Consider the following 17,449-nt stretch of genomic DNA (forward strand, 5'->3'; position numbering starts at 1 on the left):
CCCTAGCGCAGAGTTCTCCCCGTCAAGCCTTGCGGCGGAAGGCGTACGCGACGAGCCCCGCGAGGAAGATCACGAGTGGCACGACGACGAGCCATCTGCGCCAATCGCGGCTGTCCGTCAGGGCGACCCCGACCGGGCGCTGCGCCGGCGCGACCACGACGTGCGAGGCGCTCGGCGACGCGCTCGGGGCGGCGGTCGCCCCGGCCAGCGCCGCCTTCAGGTTCAGCACGCCCGCGCCGTACTGGCTGTCCGGGCCGACCGCGCCCTTGTCGGTGGCGGTCTCGCGCAGCCGATCGGCGACCTGCTCAGCCGACAGCCCCGGGTACGCCGACCGCACGAGCGCGGCCGCGCCGCAGAGGAGCCCGGCTCCGGTGGCCCCGGTCTGCAGCCGGTAGCCGCCGCCGGAGGTGGCGGAGATCAAGTCGACCCCCGGTACGCCGATGCCGCTGGTCTGACGGCTGGCCGGGCTGACGGCGACATTGCCCGCCCGGTCGAGCGGGACGGCGGTCAGCACCCCGAGGACGGACGACGGCCACGGCGAGAACGCGCTGTTGGCCACGTCGCCGTCGGCCGCCACGACGAGGACGTCGGCGGCCAGGGCGTTCTCGACGGCCTCCCGCAGCCGCGGGTTCGGCGCGACACCACGGCCGACGCAGACCACCTTGGCGCCCTTCGAGACGGCCAGGTCGATGCCGGCGGCCAGGGCTGCGGGGTCGCCCGCCTCACCGGCCCTGGGCGCGAAGGCGACCGGCAGGATCTGCGCGCCCGGCGCTACGCCGAGGACGCCGTCGGCCCCGCCCGCGCCGTGGCCGTGCCCGGCCACCAGCGAGGCGAGCGCGGTCCCGCGCCCGTCGAAGTCCTTCGTCCCGGCAGTCTCCGTCCCGGGCAGGACCGAGCCCTGCAGATCGGGATGGGTGGCGTCCACTCCGGAGTCCACCACCGCGACGACGACCCCGGTCCCCTTCGTGACGGCGTGCGCCGCCGGAAGGTCCAGGGAGGACAGGTACCACTGCTGGGAGCGCACCCCGTCGGCGTACGCCGGAGCCGTCGTGACCAGGCCGATCAGGCCGGCGGCGACCAAGACGAAGGTGCCACGCTTGGCTGACATCAACGACCGCCCTCCCGGCGGGACCAGGGGTGAGAACGAGGGTGTGGAGAGAGGACAGGCTACCCCGCCCGGGTGATCAACGGTGGGGGGCGTACACCTCGACGACCGCGTTCGTGGCGGGCAGGTGCGGATGCCAGGGCATGAGGACGATCGCGCCCGCGACGGCCACGCCGGCCGTCGCCACGACCAGCACCACCAACAGTTCCCGAGCCGCCCCTTTCACAAGATCCAGCGTGCCGCGCGCCGGTGGCCCGATCAGTCAGGAACCGGACGCCGTCGGTTATCCGGCTTCCGGCAACCCGGCGATCAGCTCGGTGAGTCCGGCCTCGTCCAGCAGGTCGACCGGGCGCACAGTCACCTTGTCCGCGACGTAGTAGAACGCGGCCCGCACCTTCGCGACCGGCACCCCCGCCAGCGCGGCCCAGGCGAGCCGGTACGCGGCCAGCTGCACCGCCGCCGCCGTGGCAGCGGTGCCGGCCGGGCGTCCCCCGGTCTTCCAGTCGACCACGTCGTAGGTCCCGTCCGGTTCGGCGAACACGGCGTCCATCCGGCCCCGGACCACGACTCCGCCGAGGACGGTCGCGAACGGCACCTCGACCTCGACCGGCGTACGCTCGGCCCACTCACCGGCGAGGAAGGCCTCCTGCAGGGCGGCCAGCCGTTCGTCGTCGGCCGCGTCGGCGTCGGCCGACCCCGGCAACTCGTCGACGTCGAGCAGCCGGTCCGCCCCGAACCGCTGCTCCAGCCAGAGGTGGAAGGCGGTGCCCCGGCGGGCGTACGGGTTGGGCCGGTGCGGCAGCGGACGCCGGAGCGACCGGGCCAGATCCCGGGGATCGCGGCGCAGGGTGACCAGCTGGGAGACCGATAGTTGGCGCGGCACGGGCACCTCGATGACGTTGCCCGTACGCCGTTGCAGCGCCCGCTCGGCGAGGAGCAGCTCGACTTCCCGCGCCCACCGCTGGGCCTGCTCGTCGGCGAGCCCGGCCACCTTCCGCTCGGCCTGCCGCCCCGTACGCGACAGCCCGTCCCCGGTGACGTCCAGGTAGGACCGGACGAGGTCGCCGGCGGCGGCGACCACCGGACGGCGGCGTCCCAGGGGATCCTGCGGCCATTCGATCGCGGCGACCGACCCCAGCGCCGGATTGGTGTCCTCCGGCCCGGGCGGGGGCGCCCACACCTCGACGATCCCGTCTCCCTGCCGGCACAGGTCGGCGATCTCCTCCAGGAACGGCGACGGTCCCCGCGGGCGTACGCCGTCGCCCCACCACGCGCCGCTGGCCAGCAACCAGCGCCGGGGCCGGGTCACCGCCACGTACGCGAGTCGCCGTTCCTCGCGTTCGTCGTGCTCGCCCCACTCCTCGCGGAACTTGTCGACCGCGTCCCGCAGCGCCTTCTGGTCGCCGTCGGGCCCGGTGGGGACCTTCAGCGAGGGCAGGCCGTCGTGGTCGCCACGCAACGGAAACGGCAGCACGCCGAGCCCGTCGAGGTAGTGGTCGCTGTTCTTCGTCTTGCCCGGCCACACGCCCTGAGTCAGCCCGGCGACCGCCACAAGGTCCCATTCGAGCCCCTTCGCCGCATGCGCGGTCAGGAGCTGGACGGCGCCCTCGACGACCTCGACCTCGCCCGGGGCGAGGCCGCGCTCCTCCTCCTCGGCGGCCCGCAGATAGGCCAGGAACGCCGACAGGGTGGCGCCCTCGGTCTCGCTGGCGAACCGGGCCGCGACGTCGCCGAAGGCGTCGAGGTGCGCCCGGCTCAGCGCCGACTCGCCCCCACGGAGGAGGACTTCGACCTCCAGCCCGCTGACCCGTTCGATCTCCGAGATCAGGTCCGGCAGCGGCTGGTCGAGATGCCGGCGCAACTCGGCCAGCTCTTTGGCGTACCGGCGGAAGCGGATGTAGCCGTGCGTCGAGTAGGCCGCCGGATCGCCGAGGTCGTCGAGCGCCTCGCTGAGCGCGGCCTCGTCCAGCCGATCGGTGACGACCGGTTCGGGGTCGCCTCTCCGGTCGGCCGCGATCTTCCGGGAACGCCGGTGCAGCGCCACCAGATCCCGGGGGCCGATCCGCCAGCGGGGCCCGGTCAGCATCCGCAGCAGCGACGCCCCGTCGGCCGGATCGGCCAGTACGCGCAAAGTACAGACCACATCGCGTACCTCGGGCGTGTCGAGCAGGCCGCCGAGGCCGACCACCTCGACGGGCAGCCCTCTCGCCCGGAGCGCCTGCTCGATCGGCTCGATCTGGGCGCGTACGCGGACCAGGACGGCCGTCGTCGGCGGCGGCGCCGTCACTCCGGCCCGTTCGGCTTCGTCGGCGACCTCCTGCCAGACCTCGTCGATCCGGCGGGCGATCCACTCCGCCTCGTCCTGCGTCGTCTGCGTGAGTGCACAGTGGACGAAGCCGGTGCGCCCGTCGCCGCGCAGCGCGGTCACCCGGGCTCCCCGCTGGCGCAGTGGCTCCGAGACCGCGTTGGCGACGTGCAGGATCTGCTGCCGGTTGCGGAACGAGCGGCTGAGCGCCATCACGCTCGCCGGAGCGCCGTCGGCACCCCGGAAGTCGTCCGGGAAGCGGTCCAGCGTCCCCGCGCTCGCCCCTCGCCAGCCGTAGATGGACTGGCCGGGGTCGCCGACGGCGGTCACCGGATGGCCGCCGCCGAACAACGAGCGCAGCAACACCACCTGGGCGTGACTCGTGTCCTGGTACTCGTCCAGGAGCACCACGGTGAACCGCTGCCGCTCGATCGCGCCGACCTCGGGATGGTCCCGAGCCACCCGGGCCGCTCTCGAGAGCTGGTCGCCGAAGTCCATCGCCTCCAGCGCCGCTTTGCGTTGTGCGTACAAGCGGATCATCGGCATCAGCGCCAGACGCGCCCGCTGGGTCCCGAGCAGAGCTTGGACCGGGGCGTAGACGCGGCCGGGCAGGCCGGTGAGCTCGGCCGAGAATCGGCCGGTCCACGCGGACAGCTCGTCCGGGCCGACCAGATGCTCGGCCATCTCCGCGGCCAGGTCGAGGACGGCCTTGGTGACCGTCGACTTGGCCTTGTCCACGGCGGACATGTCGCCGTCGTACGCCGCGACCACCTCGTCCGCGAGCTGCCACGCCGCGGCCTGGGACAGCAGCCGCGCACTGGGCTCGAACCCCGCGCGCAGCCCGTGCTCGGCGACGACACGCGCCGCGAACGAGTGGTATGTCGAGATCGTGGGCTCTCCGGCACTGCGGTGCGGACCCGGTTCCGGCATGCGCCGGCGAAGCTGCCCCAGCCGCAGCCGGACCCGATGGGCCAGCTCACCGGCGGCCTTGCGGGTGAAGGTCAGGCCGAGGATCTGCTCCGGCCGGACGTGTGAGTTGGCGACCAGCCACAGTACGCGCGCCGCCATGGTCTCGGTCTTGCCCGATCCCGCACCCGCCACCACGAGCAGCGGCGCGACCGGGGCCGAGATGACCCGGGCCTGCTCGTCGGTCGGCCGGGTGAGCCCGAGCCGGGTCGCCAGCTCGTGCGGAGTGAACCGGGGACCGGAGTCGAAGCGGCTCACGGTTCCACCACCTGCCGTCCCTTGCCGGAGACCGGGCAGCTCGGCCGGACCGGGCACACCCGGCACTTGTCGTTCGCCTTCGCCACGAAGGTCGAGGCCGCCATGGTCGCCCCGGTCTTGCGGACCATCTCGGACGCCCAGTCGGGGTTCTCGACCACGCCGAGCGCCTCCTGAATCTGCTCCCGCGCGTCGCGACGGTCGCCGCCGAGCTGGACGAGGGCGGCACCGCCGGACTCCGAGCCCTCCTCGAACGCGCCGGCCTCCACCGCCACCTGGTACGCCCCCAGCTGCGGATGCTCCGGCAGCTCCTGCGCGGTGGCGATGGTGCTGGCCCCGGTCTTCAGGTCGATGACGACGAGCCGGCCCTGGTCGTCGACCTCCAGCCGGTCCACCCGGCCCTTGAGGTCGATCGGGCGGGCCTCGTCGTCGGTGACCCGGACGAGGAAGTCCCGTTCGATCGCGAGGAGCCGGCGCGGGTTGACCGCGATCCACCGGACCAACTTGTCGATCATCTGCTCGGCCTTGCCCTGCTCCCGGGGGGCGAGCCACTTGGCGGCCAGCTCGATGACGTCGAACCGTTCGTTGACGTACTCCATGAGCGCGGCGCGGTCGACGCTGACGTCGTCGGCCAGCATCGCCGCCGCGTGCACGAGGTTGCCGACACCCTGGGCGAAGCTGTCCGGCGCCTTGCCACCGTGCCGTTCGAGCAGCCACCGCAGGCTGCACCGCAGGGCTGACTCCATCGTGGACGGTGTGACCACGACGGGATCGCCGTCGTCGGCCAGCGGCCGGTCGTCCGACAACGGCGGCAGTCCCCACCAGTGGTCGGGATCCGCCCCCGGTACGCCCGCCGCCGCCAGCCGGGCCAGCTGCACCGCGGCCGCCTCCCGCTTCGCCGGGCTCGTCCGAGGGCTCGTGACGGCGATACGCAACTCCGCCACCAGGGCAGGCAGCGTGAGCGCCCGGGGCGGCCGCTGCACCGGGAGGTCCTCGGCCTCCTCCGGCTCCCGGTCGTCGGCCGGCGTGACGTCCTCGCCGGCCAGCTCGTAGAGGAACCGGCTCGGGCGCTCCTCACCGCTGTCGCCGCCGACCGCGCCGGTGTCGACCGCCGTCACCAGCAGCTTCTTTCGGGCGCGGGAGACGGCCACGTGGAACAGCCGGCGCTCCTCGTCCAGCAGCGCCGCCGACTGCGCGGTCACCACCTCCCGATCGGTCTCCCCCGCTCGCTCGGCCAGGACGTCGACGAGCTGTTCGGAGCCGAGCAGACTGCCGCGCAGCCGCAGGTCGGGCCAGATGCCCTCCTGCACTCCGGCGACCACGACGACATCCCACTCGAGCCCCTTCGCGGCGTGCGCGGTGAGGAGGCGTACGGCCTCACCCCGGTCGGCGTTGGGCGCGAGGCTGTCCGCCGGAAGCTGCTGACTCAGCACGTGTTCGAGGAAGGTGTCCAGCTTCGCGCCCGGCAGCCGGTCGGTGAACCGGGCCGCCGCGTCGAACAGCACCACGACGGCGTCGAGATCCCGGTCGGCCGCCTCGGCGCGGCGCTGCTGATCCGGCCCGCTCGGCGGGGCGGTGGCCACAGCGGCCCACCGCTCGGCCAGGCCACTGGCCCGCCACACGTTCCAGAGCACGTCCTCGGCGGTCGCGCCGGGGCGGGCCGCGGTCTCCCGGCCGGTCGCGAGCAGCTGGGCGACCCGGCTGGCCGGGGCGGCCCACCGCTTGTCGAGCACGGCCAACTCGGTCGGATCGCGCAGCGCCTCCACCAGCAGTTCCCCGCTCGGCCGGGGATCACCGGCGGCATGGGCCAACGCCCGCAGCCCCTGACGCAGCCTGCGTTCGCCGAACGGATCGGCCCCGCCCAACGGCGAGTGCAACAGCGCGACCGCCGTCTCCTCGGTCAGCTCCTCCGGCTTGAGCGCACATCGGAGCAAGGTGAGCAGGGGGCGTACGGCGGGCTGCTCATGCAACGGCAGATCCTCGGCGAGCACCACCGTCGGCACCCCGGCCTGCCGCAGCCCCCGATGGAGGCTGACAAGCTGGATCGCGGTGGACCGCTGAATCACCGCCATCCGGGACCAGGGCACGCCCTCGACGAGGTGCGCCTCGCGGAGGCGATGCGCGATGTACGCCGCCTCGCTCGCCACGCTGCGGAGGCTAACCACCTCCACCGCCGACCCCGCCTGCTCAAGCCTCCGCCCCGCCTGCTTGGGCGGCACCTGCTCGGGCGGCGCCTGCTCGGACGCTGGATCAGGGATATCGGTCGAATCTTGGGGCAAGATTCGACCCGGATCCGTGATCTGGTGCTGATCATCGGCGGCGGCTGGAGCGGCGGCGGCTGGAGCGGGGGTGACCCGGCGGTGCGACACCCCCACCCCGGCCGAGGCGCGGAGGCGTACGGAGATGCGGGCGGCGGCCCCGATCAGCTCCTCCGGCGCCCGATGATTCACGCTGAGCAGCTGCACCGGCGCGTCCGATCCGTCCGCTCGGGGGAAGGTCGCGGGGAACCGGCCGACGAGGGCCGGGTCGGAACCCCGGAAGGCGAAGGTCGACGAGTCGGGATCGGCCAGCGCCACGACGGTCGCCCCGCCCCCGGCCACGAGTTCGAGCAACTCGACCTGGGCCGGGTCGGTGTCGGCGTACTCGTCGACGTAGACCGCGCGCAGGCGTCTGCGTTCGGCCGCCAACCGCGCCGGGTCCTCTCGCAACATCGCGGCGGCCGCCCGCACCAACTCGGCCGGGTCGTACGCCGCCGAACTCCGGGTCGTCATCTCGCGCAGGGCCAGAACCTGCTCGTATTCGCCGAGGAACTCGGCGGCGGCCAGCCAGTCGGCCCGGCCGTGGCGTACGCCGCGCTCCCGCAGCCCGTTCGGCCCGAGCCCACGTTCGGCCGCCCGTTGCATCAGGTCCCGGAGCTGTTCGGCGAAGGCCCGCGTACGCAGCGCGGGGCGTACGTCGTCGGGCCAGGTGATCTCTCCGTCGGCCAGCAGCTCCCGGATGACGAGGTCCTGCTCCGGCCCGGTGAGCAGGCGGGGCGCGGGTTCGCCCCGTGTCGCGGCCGCGGCTCGCAGCAGGCCGAAGGCGTATCCGTGGAAGGTGCGGACCACGGGTTCCCGGATCACGCGGCGCTCGGCGACCGCGCTGACCCGGGCCTCGATCCGCCGCCGCAGCGACATGGCGGCCCGGCGGCCGAACGTCAGAATCAGTACGCCTTCCGGGTCGTCGCCCTCGGCGATCCGCGTGGCGACCGATTCGACCAGCACAGTCGTCTTCCCGGTGCCGGGGCCGCCCAGGACGAGCAGCGGACCGTCCCGGTGGCGCACCACCCGAGCCTGCGCCTCGTCGAGCACGGGTGCGCCGGCGGTGACGGCCGCGGGCCGCACCAGCCGAAACGTACTCATGGCTCGCCGGGTCACCGCTATATGCAACCACGCCCGTGCGACGCGGCCGAGGACCCCAGCCCCGGATCCCCGCAGATCACGGTTACGCAGGCCTCAGCCGCCCGAGGTCACCTCCGTGACCGTGATCTGCAGCTGACGGAGTGCACCGACAAGGCGGGCGAAAGGGGCAAAGGAGGAATCGCGCAAAAGGCCGATCGGCCCAGGCATGGCGGAGACCGGGCCGATCGGACCTATGACATCCAATAGCACTACGGAATCGGTTACAAGACCTTCGGGACAACTGTTTCCATCGCCGCAGCAAGAATCAGCTAAACCCGCATCGCCGGGACGGCCGTCACGACAGCGGTCACGGGTAGGGCCAGGCGTTCGGCGTACAGCCGTCGAGGCCGAAGTATTGCGGCATCATCGCGGGCGCCGGTCGGCCTCGGCCGGGACAGCCGGCGTGACCGAACCCGAGGAAGTGGCCGACCTCGTGGTTGACGACGAGGTGCTGGTAGTCGCGCAGACGGCCGGCGTACGGCGGGATGGCGAGCAGCCAGCGGCGCAGGTTGATCACCACGTTGCCGCCCGCTCGGCAGGAGACCTCGCCGCTCGTCTGGATGCCGGCCGCCCCGCAGATCTTGTCGACCGTCGCGGGGGTGGCCAGCTTCACCACGAAATCGTGCGGCTCGCCCGGGCCGACCCGGTGGAAACCCCACCGGCCGCGGGCTGTCCAGCTGCGGGGATCGGCGAGCGTCGCGTCGACCGCGGTCGCGAAGTCGGCCGCGGCCAGCCCCGTGCCGGTCTCGACCGCGACCTGATAGGAGTGGATCAGGCCCCGGCCCACCACCGGGCCGTCGCCGGGCGCGATCACGAACTTCCCGGTCCCGCTCTTCGGCCCGCCCGGGGGTTTCCGGGCGGCCGCGGTCACCACCGGCGTCGTCGCGGACCGGGTCGTTTCCACCACGGGTACGCCAGACGCACTTTCCGGATTCCGGGCGCGGCCGGCGGCGTACCCGAGGAATGCGAGAAGGACCAGCGCGGACAGGGCGAGACCGAACGCGCGGACCTGGTCAGTCACGCGGCTCGGGCTCGGTGGGGGTTTCGACCGGGACGGCCGGGATGCGACGCTGCGCGACGACGACGCGGATGCGCTGCCGCATGGCCGCGCGCCGCTTCAGCATTTCGATCCGGCTCAGCACCTTCGTCCCCTCCACCGCCAGGCTGTACCCATTTAAAGCGGTCGGCAACCGGTTTTGGTTGCCCGACGCGCCGGATGCGGTTAGCCGACACCGAGCGGGATAAGTTCATGGCATGAGTAACCGAGAGCGCCACTCCGGAGCAGTGACCCTCCGCGGCTCGGTGACCCGGTCGAGCACCGCCGACCAGGCGCTGCTCGACTCGCGCGGCCGGCCGGACTGGAAGACCAAGGACGCGTGGCGGACGCTGCGCATCCTCAGCGAATTCGTCGAGGGTTTCGAGACGATGGCCGACCTGCCCCCGTCGGTCAGCGTCTTCGGTTCCGCCCGGAGCCCCGAGGACAGCGCCGAATGCCAGCTGGGCTACGACGTCGGCGCGGCGCTCGCCCGCGCCGGATTCGCCGTGATCACCGGCGGTGGACCCGGTGTGATGGAGGCCGCCAACAAGGGCGCGGCCGAGGCCGGCGGCCTGTCCGTCGGGCTCGGCATCGAGCTGCCCTTCGAGCACGGCCTCAACGACTGGGTCGAGCTGGGCATCGACTTCCGCTACTTCTTCGTGCGGAAGACCATGTTCGTGAAGTACGCCCAAGCCTTCGTCGTCCTCCCCGGCGGATACGGGACGATGGACGAGCTGTTCGAGGCGCTCACCCTGGTCCAGACCCGGAAGGTGACGCAGTTCCCCGTCGTGCTGATCGGGACGGCGTACTGGGGCGGCCTGATCGACTGGCTCCGCACGACGATGCTCGGCGAGGGAAAGATCAGCAAGGAGGATCTCGACCTCCTGATGCTGACCGACGACGTCGACGAGGCGGTCAGTCACATCGTCAACACCAGCGAAGCCGCCACCTGACCCGGTTTTCCGCCTTTCGCTCTTTCGCCTTTCCGCGCGATCATGAACCTATCGTCGTGATCGACCGGCGTGTCGTGTCCAGGCGACCCTGATCGTTCCCTTACAACCCTGATCCACGGCGGGTGCCGTCGAGCCGGTCGGCCGCAGCGCTCAGCCGGTCGCCCAGGATCGCCTTGTGCTCCAGCACTTCGAGGTCGATCTCGGCCCGGCGTTTCCGCAGGACGGCGGCGCGCTCGTCCATCTCATGCGCGAGATCGTGCTCGAGGGTGGCTTCGGCGTACCGGAGTCGCTGGTCGACGAGCCGGTCGTAGGTCGTGGTGCCGCCCACGTACTTCACGAGGATCGGCATGCAGTCCACGAGGATGAAGAACAGCCGGACCGCCCAGATGCCCAGCGCCAGGGTGATGTTCAGACCGGCCAGCTCGTGCAGGGCGCCCAGCCGTTCCAGGAGCCCGATCGGGCCTTGATGGCTGCGGGCCTGGTCCACTCGGGCGGTGATCTGTCGATCCCGTTCCCGCTCGAACGCCGCCTGGTTCTGCTGAGCAGCCGCCTCCAATGTGGAGATCTGCTGATCGAGGGCGCCGAGCCGGGCCGTGTTCGCCGCGATGCGGTGCGTCTTGGCGTACGCGTCGGCTTCGGCACGCAGCCGATGGCAGTTCGGCCCCTCGCCGACCCGGCCGGTGAGCCCGGCGCCCCTCGTGCCGTTGCACTCGCGGCGGGCCAGCTCGTTCAGCTCGGCATACTTCTTCGCGTCGGCGGCCACCTGCGCCTTGAGGTCGGTCGCATCGGCGCGTACCGCGGCGAGCTGCTGACTCGTCGCGACCGGCGTCGTGCCGAACGACAGCACATCCGTCGCCGTGCACCCGGCCGGCGGCGGGGCGTCCGGCGCGGTGGGAGCCGGATTGCACTTCTTCAGCCGCCCGGCCAGCTCGGCGAGCTGCGCCGCCCGCTCGTCGCGGATGTGCTGTTCGACGGCGGTCTGGAAGACCCGCAGCACCAGCGGCTCGGCGATGATGATGCCGAACAGGACCGCCATGCCGATCCGCATGAACAGCACCGGCAGCCGTTTACGGCCCTCCCCGCCGATGCGGCTGGAGACGAGCCAGCGGTCGACGCTCAGGATGAAGAAGAACCAGACGAGCACCGGGATGATCGCCCAGCCACTGGTCACGCCCACCGCCTGGGTGATGGCGAACCACATCGAGAACGCGGCGATCGTCGCCGTCCCGAGCACGACCCCGCCGAGCGAGGTGTACCAGGCGCGCTCCTGCGGTGCGTACGCGAGGAGCCTCTCGTCCACCCCGGCCAGAGCACGCAGGCGGCGGCCCAGGTTGAGCGGCGGCGGCACCGGTACGCGACGCCTCGGCGCCGGATTCACCGGGTTTTCCGGGTTGGCCGCGCGCTCCGGCTTCTCCGCGGGCTCCGGGTTGGCCGCGGGCTCCGAGTCGGCCGTGGTCTCCGGGTTCTCCGCGCTGTCCGCCATGACTCCCCCTCGTTGGGCGGCCCGGCGCGGGCCGCATCGAAGGAGACGCTCAACGACGGTCGATCGGTTGGCACCACCGTGGTCGATCATCGGCTTACGGAGTCGATCAGGGTCGCAGGGACACGACACACCGGTCGATCACGACCATTAGTTCATGATCACGCGGAAGAAGAGAGCCAGGTGCGGAGGACGGCGGCGCCCTCGACGATCTTCGCGACCTCGACGTGTTCGTCCACTTTGTGGGCCAGGTTCGGGTCGCCCGGTCCGAAGTTCAACGCCGGTACGCCGAGCGCGGAGAACCGGGAAACGTCGGTCCACCCGAGTTTGGCCGCCGGGATGGTGCCGGTCGCGGCGATGAACTCGGCCGCGGGCGGCAGCGTCAGGCCGGGTAGCGCGCCGGGGGCGGCGTCGGTCAGCTTCACGTCGAAGCCTTGGAAGAGTTCGACGAGGTGGTCAAGCGCCTCGGCGACCGATCGGGACGGCGCGAATCGGTAGTTGACCTCGATCTCGCAGAGGTCCGGGATGACGTTTCCGGCGACGCCGCCGGTCACGAAGACCGCGTTCAGGCCCTCCCGGTAGAGGCACCCGTCGATCTCGACTTCCCGGGCGCGATAGTCGGCCAGCCGCGAGAGGATCTCCCCGGCGGCGTGGATGGCGTTGACGCCGAGCCAGGACCGGGCCGAGTGCGCCCGCTTGCCCCGGGCCGTGACGAGCGCCCGCATGGTGCCCTGGCAGCCCGCCTCGACCACGCCGTAGGTGGGTTCGAGGAGGATGGCGAAGTCGGCGGCCAGCAGCTCGGGGCGTTGCTGCGAGACGATGAACAGGCCGTTCCGGGCGGCTTCCACCTCTTCGGCCTCGTAGAAGAAGTAGGTGACGTCGAACTTCGGCTCGACGACGGTCGTCGCGAGGTGCAGGGCGATCGCGGCGCCGCTCTTCATGTCGGAGGTGCCGCAGCCCCACATCAGCTCGACGCCGTCCTCGGTCAGCGACGCGCGCGACGGGAAATTGCCCGCGATCGGCACGGTGTCGAGGTGCCCGGCCAGCACGACGCGCGACGACCGGCCCAGGTGCGTACGCGCGACGACGGTGTGCCCGATCCGTTCGACGGTCAGGTGGGCGCAGGACCGCAGGGCTGCCTCGACCGCGTCGGCGATCTCCTGCTCGTTCCCGGAGACGGACTCGATGTCGACCATCGCACGGGTCAACGCCACGGGGTCGGCGAGCACCTCTGGGGTCAGAACGTCAGCCATGACCGGTAGCCTAGGTGACCGTGAGCGCACTCAACGACGCAGCTGACCGAACTCCTGGCGGCTCGGGCAAGCCCTCCCCGGCTTGGGGTCATGGACTGGCCACCGTCACCGCCGACGGTCAGGTTCTCGACGTCTGGTACCCGGCCGGCCAGTTGGGCCTCGGCACGCCCGGCCCCGCCCCGGCCTATGCGACGGCTGTCAGCAAGCCGCTGGATCTGAAGGTCGAGCAGGTCGCGACGGTCGTCGGCAGTCTGGCCGAGCCGCCGGCCGACACCGCCGACGCGTACCTGCGGCTGCATCTGCTCTCGCACCGGATCATCAAGCCGCATCAGGCCAACCTCGACGGCGTCTTCGGCGCGCTGCCCAACGTCGCCTGGACGAGCCTCGGGCCGTGCCCGGCCGACCGGGTCGACGAGCTGCGCTTCGAGGTCCGGGCGGCCGGCGGGCACCTCGCCGTCTACGGGGTCGACAAGTTCCCCCGGATGACCGACTACGTCGTGCCGAGTGGCGTCCGCATCGCCGACGCCGACCGCGTTCGCCTGGGCGCTCACCTCGCCGAGGGCACCACGGTGATGCACGAGGGCTTCGTCAACTTCAACGCGGGCACGCTCGGGACCAGCATGGTCGAGGGGCGCATCGTCGCGGGGGTGGTCGTCGGCGACGGCTCCGACATCGGCGCGGGCTCGTCGATCATGGGCACCCTCTCCGGCGGCGGCAAGGAGGTCATCTCCATCGGCAAGCGCTGCCTGCTCGGCGCGAACGGCGGCATCGGCATCTCGCTCGGCGACGACTGCGTGGTCGAGGCGGGCTGCTACATCACGGCCGGGTCGAAGGTCACCCTGCCCGACGGCCGCGTGGTCAAGGCGCGCGACCTGTCCGGCGCGAGCGGCATCCGCTACTGGCGAAACTCGGTCACGGGTGCGCTGGAGGCCACGCCGCGCGAAGGCCACGGCATCACGCTCAACTCGGCGCTCCACAGCAACTAGCTGGAGGCTGAGCCAATTGTTCCGGTCGAGCCCAGACCTCACCGCTGCGCTTCGAGCTGGACCGACCAATCCCCTCACCCCCAGAAAAGTGGCCGGCTTGCTGGCCACCCCCGGGTGTGAGCGCCGCTCTCGGCTCGTCGCCACCGGCGTCGACCTCGACTCACTCGCCGTCTCCCTCGGCGGCGAGGAGGTCGGTCAATCGCCGTTCGCCCTCGCCCGGTCCGCGCAGTTCGAGGCTCGTCTCAAGAGCCAGGGATACGCCGATCTCCGCGAGCTGGTCGGCAGACATCTCGGCATCGAGGTGGCCGAAGCAGTGCCCTCGGATCTGGCGACCTGTCTCGCCGACCGGACGCCGCGGTTGCACGTCCTGGGGCCGCAGAAACTCGCCTGGCCCGGTGGTCACCTGGAGACCGACGATCTGCTGATCGTCTCCGGCGAGACCTTGCACCTGGTCGGCGTACGCACCTATGCGATGGTCGGGGAGGTCGCCGATCCGGCCAAGGTCGCCGCGACCTCGCGAGAGTTGGCCGTCGAGATCGTGGCGCTGCGGTCGCGACTGCAGGATGAAGAGCGCTGCTCTACGCGTACTCTCCTGGTGCTGCCCAGGAATTTCGGCCTGAGCCCGACCGCCGCCGTACTCGACGTGACGCCGCAGGTGGCCCGGGTGCGCGCGCTGTCGGCGGGGCTGGAGTGGGGCGGCGAGCAGCCCACCTGGAGCGCGCTGACCCCGAAGTTCGGCGACGGATGTCCACAGTGTCCACTGATGGGGGCGTGCGCGGGCGAACTCGTCGAGCAGCGGCGCGTGGCCCGGCTGGGCAGCGCGGTCGCCAACGTGGTCGGCGGCACCGTGGACGAGGCGCTCCTCGATCCCCCACCGGATCTCGCCGTGCGGCAACGGTTGCAGGCCATGCGCGACGGTCGCGCGGTACGCCGCACCACCCGCCGGCACGTTCACCTGCACGACCGGCCACTGGTCGTCGTCGGCTACCACCTGGCCGGCGAGCCCGCCGCCGTGTTGGCTCTCCGCTATGGAACATCGCCGGACGACGCCAAGCTCCTCGTCGCCGCTGAGCCCCGGGATCGCGAACAGCGGATGGCTCTGCTGCACGAGTTCGCCGCCGACCTGTGCTCCTATGTGGAGGAATTCGGGGCCGTCGAACCGATCGTCCGGCGCGACATGACGGTCGTGGAGTGCGCGGTCGACGCGCCGCAACTGATCACGCCCAACGGGGCGACCGCACAGTGGCTGACCGACCTGCTCGCGCGCTACCTGCGTGGCTCCGAAGACCTCGCCGCCCAGCACCTGAGCTGGTTCGGGTCGCGACGCGTACTGCCGGGGTCGTCGGTGACCACGGCGATGACCGACGTGCTCACGACGCACTGGGCGACCGGTCAACTGCCCGCCGAAGACGTCCACCTGCCGTCGTTGCTCTCCTGGCTCGGGGTCACCGCCGAGGACGTCCCGATGGGACCGATCCCCGATCCGCACTGGGACTCCGGCGTCCTCGCCTCGGCGCTCGGCGCGCCCGGCCTGGTCACGGCGGCCGTCTCGGGCCCGCTGGGCGCGGCCTGGTCCGCCACGTGGCGTTCGCTCGAGTTCGTCGGCGCGGAGCTGCCCGAGATCGGAGCGCACGTCGGCGACCGCTGGGAACGCGACCGCTGGTCCTACACCCGGCACCGGGAACGGGTCGCCGAGGGGACCGCCTCCGTCGCCGCCCGGCTGTCCGGCGTACCGGCCTTCCGGTTCCTGCACGAGCTGGAGACCCGCACGGTGGCCCTCGAACGGCAGATGGCGCTCGACGATCCGCTCGTCATGACGGGGTACCTGATCAGCGGGGACGCTCTCAGTGGCACGGTGTCCAAGGTGGACCGCGAGCATACGCTCGCCTCGCCGACCGGGCGCGAGCTGCTGCGGCCGCGCATCTGGCTGCACTGCGACAGCGAGTTCGGACGCCCCCTCGGTACGCAGCTCTGGCTCGCCACCGATCCCCGCGTCATGGTGACGGTCACCGCCGTCGAACCGGACGGCGTGGAACTCCTCGTCCAGAAGGGCGCGGTGCAGCGCAACGCCCTCGGGCGGCTGCCGCAGATCGGCGAGGAGGTCGTCTTCGCGCCGTTCGGCGGGGAGGACGCCTTCCCCAGCCGGCTGCCCGACAAGCTCCCGTGGCAGTTCGGCGTACCCGCGCCCGACCCCGCCGACGATGCCGCTGCCGCTGCCGCCTCCAATGATCCGCAGCAGATCAGGGATCTCGGTCGAATCATGGAGCAAGATTCGACCGAGATCCCTGATCCAGCGCCAAGCGCCGACTCGGTAGCGGGCGCGACGGAGGGCGGCGGGAGCGACGGGAGCGGCGGGGGGCGGCGGTGAGTGAGGCGAGGGCGGCTCACGAGGGCGCGGTCGAACAGATCTGGCGGCTGCTCACCTCGGGCGAACGCACGATCGTGGTGGACTCGCCGCCGGGTGCGGGCAAGTCGACGCTGGTCCGGGAGCTGACCCGGCGGCTCGTGGCGGACGGCGTACGCGTGCCGGTCGTGGTGCAGACCAACGACCAGGCCGACGACCTCGTCGGCGGGCTGGTCCGGGAGCTGGCCGAAGCCGGGCTGCCCGCCGAGGTCGGCCGGCTACACGCCAGCGGCTGGGAACCGCCGGCCGGTTTCCCCCGCCGGGGCGTACGCACCAGCGCGAAGCTCGCCGAGCTGTCCGGCTGCCCGATCGTCGTCGCGACCGCCGCGAAGTGGGCGTTCAGCCCCGGGGAGACCTTCGAGCTGGGGATCATCGACGAGGCGTACCAGATGTCGGCGGCCGCCCTGGTGCGCGTCGGGGATCTGTTCGACCGGCTGCTGCTGGTCGGCGACCCCGGTCAGCTCTCCCCGTTCACCGTCGCCGACGAGCACACCGTGCGGTCGCTGTCGGCCTGGCCGCTGTCCACCGCCGCCGGGGTCGTGCTGCGCCACCACCCCGGTACGCCGGTCGTCCCGTTGCCGGTGAGCTGGCGGTTGGCTCCGCATACCGCGCCGGTGGTCTCCGACGCCTTCTACGTCCGGCCGTTCCGCGCCGGGGTGGCCCCGGGCGTACGCCGCCTCGACGTGCCGGCCTCGGCGCATCCAGCCGTCCGGAGCGCTGCCGACCACGGCTGGGGAATCCTGGAGCTGCCCTCGGCGTACCAGCCGAGAACTGATCCGGAGCTGGTGGCGCACCTGGTGGAGCTGGCCCGCGGCCTGTGCGCCGGGGCGGCCGTGACCACCGACGAGCGCCGCACTCGCGGGTTGAAGTCGCGCGACATCGCGATCGGGGTGGCCCACACCGACCAGCGCGACCATGTGCGAGCGGCGCTGGACCGGGCGGCGTTGCCGCAGGTCACCGTGGACACCGCCAACCGCCTGCAGGGGCGGCAGTTCGAGATCACCCTCGTCTGGCATCCCCTGTCGGGGCGGCGCGACGCGACCGCCTTCCACCTGGAGACCGGGCGGCTGTGCGTGCTCGCCTCCCGGCACCGGCAGGCCTGCATCGTCGTCACCCGCGCCGGGATCGCCGCCCAACTGCACGAATTCCCCGCCGACGAGCCGGTCTGGCTGGGTTCGGACCCACCGCCGATCGACGGCTGGGCGGCGAACCTGTCGTTCCTGGAACACCTGGCGAAGTTCCGCTCCTGACCAGGTCTAGCGGCAT

12 protein-coding genes are annotated in these 17,449 nt (G+C 72.1%); 4 read left to right on the plus strand and 8 right to left on the minus strand.

Annotated features, from left to right (window positions below):
* Positions 1–22 precede the first annotated feature (22 nt).
* From AB0H43_RS08590 to AB0H43_RS08615, 6 genes are all read right to left on the minus strand, one after another.
* A complete protein-coding gene (locus tag AB0H43_RS08590; RefSeq protein WP_359998382.1) occupies positions 23–1,108 on the minus strand; it encodes a S8 family serine peptidase in 1,086 nt (361 codons plus the stop codon).
* Positions 1,109–1,184: 76 nt separating this feature from the next.
* Entirely contained in the window at positions 1,185–1,331 is a 147-nt protein-coding gene (locus AB0H43_RS08595; protein ID WP_359998383.1) for a hypothetical protein, read from the minus strand.
* A 57-nt stretch (positions 1,332–1,388) separates the two neighbouring features.
* On the minus strand, positions 1,389–4,634 hold the full coding sequence (locus AB0H43_RS08600) for an ATP-dependent DNA helicase (protein ID WP_359998384.1): 3,246 nt from the start codon (positions 4,632–4,634) through the stop codon (positions 1,389–1,391).
* A complete protein-coding gene (locus AB0H43_RS08605; protein WP_359998386.1) occupies positions 4,631–8,032 on the minus strand; it encodes an ATP-dependent DNA helicase in 3,402 nt (1,133 codons plus the stop codon). The genes AB0H43_RS08600 and AB0H43_RS08605 overlap by 4 nt, the downstream gene beginning before the upstream one ends.
* 346 nt (positions 8,033–8,378) lie before the next feature.
* The gene (locus AB0H43_RS08610; protein ID WP_359998387.1) at positions 8,379–9,092 is read right to left on the minus strand and encodes a DUF3152 domain-containing protein; all 714 of its coding nucleotides are present in this window, start codon (positions 9,090–9,092) and stop codon (positions 8,379–8,381) included.
* A complete protein-coding gene (locus AB0H43_RS08615) occupies positions 9,085–9,228 on the minus strand; it encodes a hypothetical protein (protein WP_359998389.1) in 144 nt (47 codons plus the stop codon). Before AB0H43_RS08615 ends, AB0H43_RS08610 begins: the two co-directional genes overlap by 8 nt.
* A 97-nt stretch (positions 9,229–9,325) precedes the next feature.
* On the opposite strand from AB0H43_RS08615, the gene AB0H43_RS08620 reads away from it, so the two are divergent.
* The gene (locus tag AB0H43_RS08620; RefSeq protein ID WP_359998390.1) at positions 9,326–10,060 is read left to right on the plus strand and encodes a TIGR00730 family Rossman fold protein; all 735 of its coding nucleotides are present in this window, start codon (positions 9,326–9,328) and stop codon (positions 10,058–10,060) included.
* Between the two features lie 100 nt (positions 10,061–10,160).
* On the opposite strand, the gene AB0H43_RS08625 is transcribed toward AB0H43_RS08620, so the two are convergent.
* Positions 10,161–11,543, minus strand: coding sequence for a DUF4407 domain-containing protein (locus AB0H43_RS08625; protein ID WP_359998392.1), 1,383 nt, complete (start codon positions 11,541–11,543; stop codon positions 10,161–10,163).
* 158 nt (positions 11,544–11,701) lie between these two features.
* On the minus strand, positions 11,702–12,793 hold the full coding sequence (gene dapE / locus AB0H43_RS08630) for a succinyl-diaminopimelate desuccinylase (RefSeq protein WP_359998394.1): 1,092 nt from the start codon (positions 12,791–12,793) through the stop codon (positions 11,702–11,704).
* 20 nt (positions 12,794–12,813) lie between these two features.
* Between dapE and dapD the strand changes: the two genes are divergently transcribed.
* The 3 genes from dapD to AB0H43_RS08645 all read left to right on the plus strand — a co-directional run bounded on the left by dapD (position 12,814) and on the right by AB0H43_RS08645 (position 17,433).
* The gene (gene dapD / locus AB0H43_RS08635; RefSeq protein WP_359998395.1) at positions 12,814–13,779 is read left to right on the plus strand and encodes a 2,3,4,5-tetrahydropyridine-2,6-dicarboxylate N-succinyltransferase; all 966 of its coding nucleotides are present in this window, start codon (positions 12,814–12,816) and stop codon (positions 13,777–13,779) included.
* A gap of 97 nt (positions 13,780–13,876) precedes the next feature.
* A complete protein-coding gene (locus AB0H43_RS08640) occupies positions 13,877–16,147 on the plus strand; it encodes a hypothetical protein (protein WP_359998397.1) in 2,271 nt (756 codons plus the stop codon).
* A complete protein-coding gene (locus tag AB0H43_RS08645; RefSeq protein WP_359998398.1) occupies positions 16,144–17,433 on the plus strand; it encodes an AAA family ATPase in 1,290 nt (429 codons plus the stop codon). Before AB0H43_RS08640 ends, AB0H43_RS08645 begins: the two co-directional genes overlap by 4 nt.
* Positions 17,434–17,449 lie beyond the last annotated feature (16 nt).

Source organism: Hamadaea sp. NPDC050747, assembly GCF_040654195.1.
In the GTDB taxonomy this organism is placed as follows: domain Bacteria; phylum Actinomycetota; class Actinomycetes; order Mycobacteriales; family Micromonosporaceae; genus Hamadaea.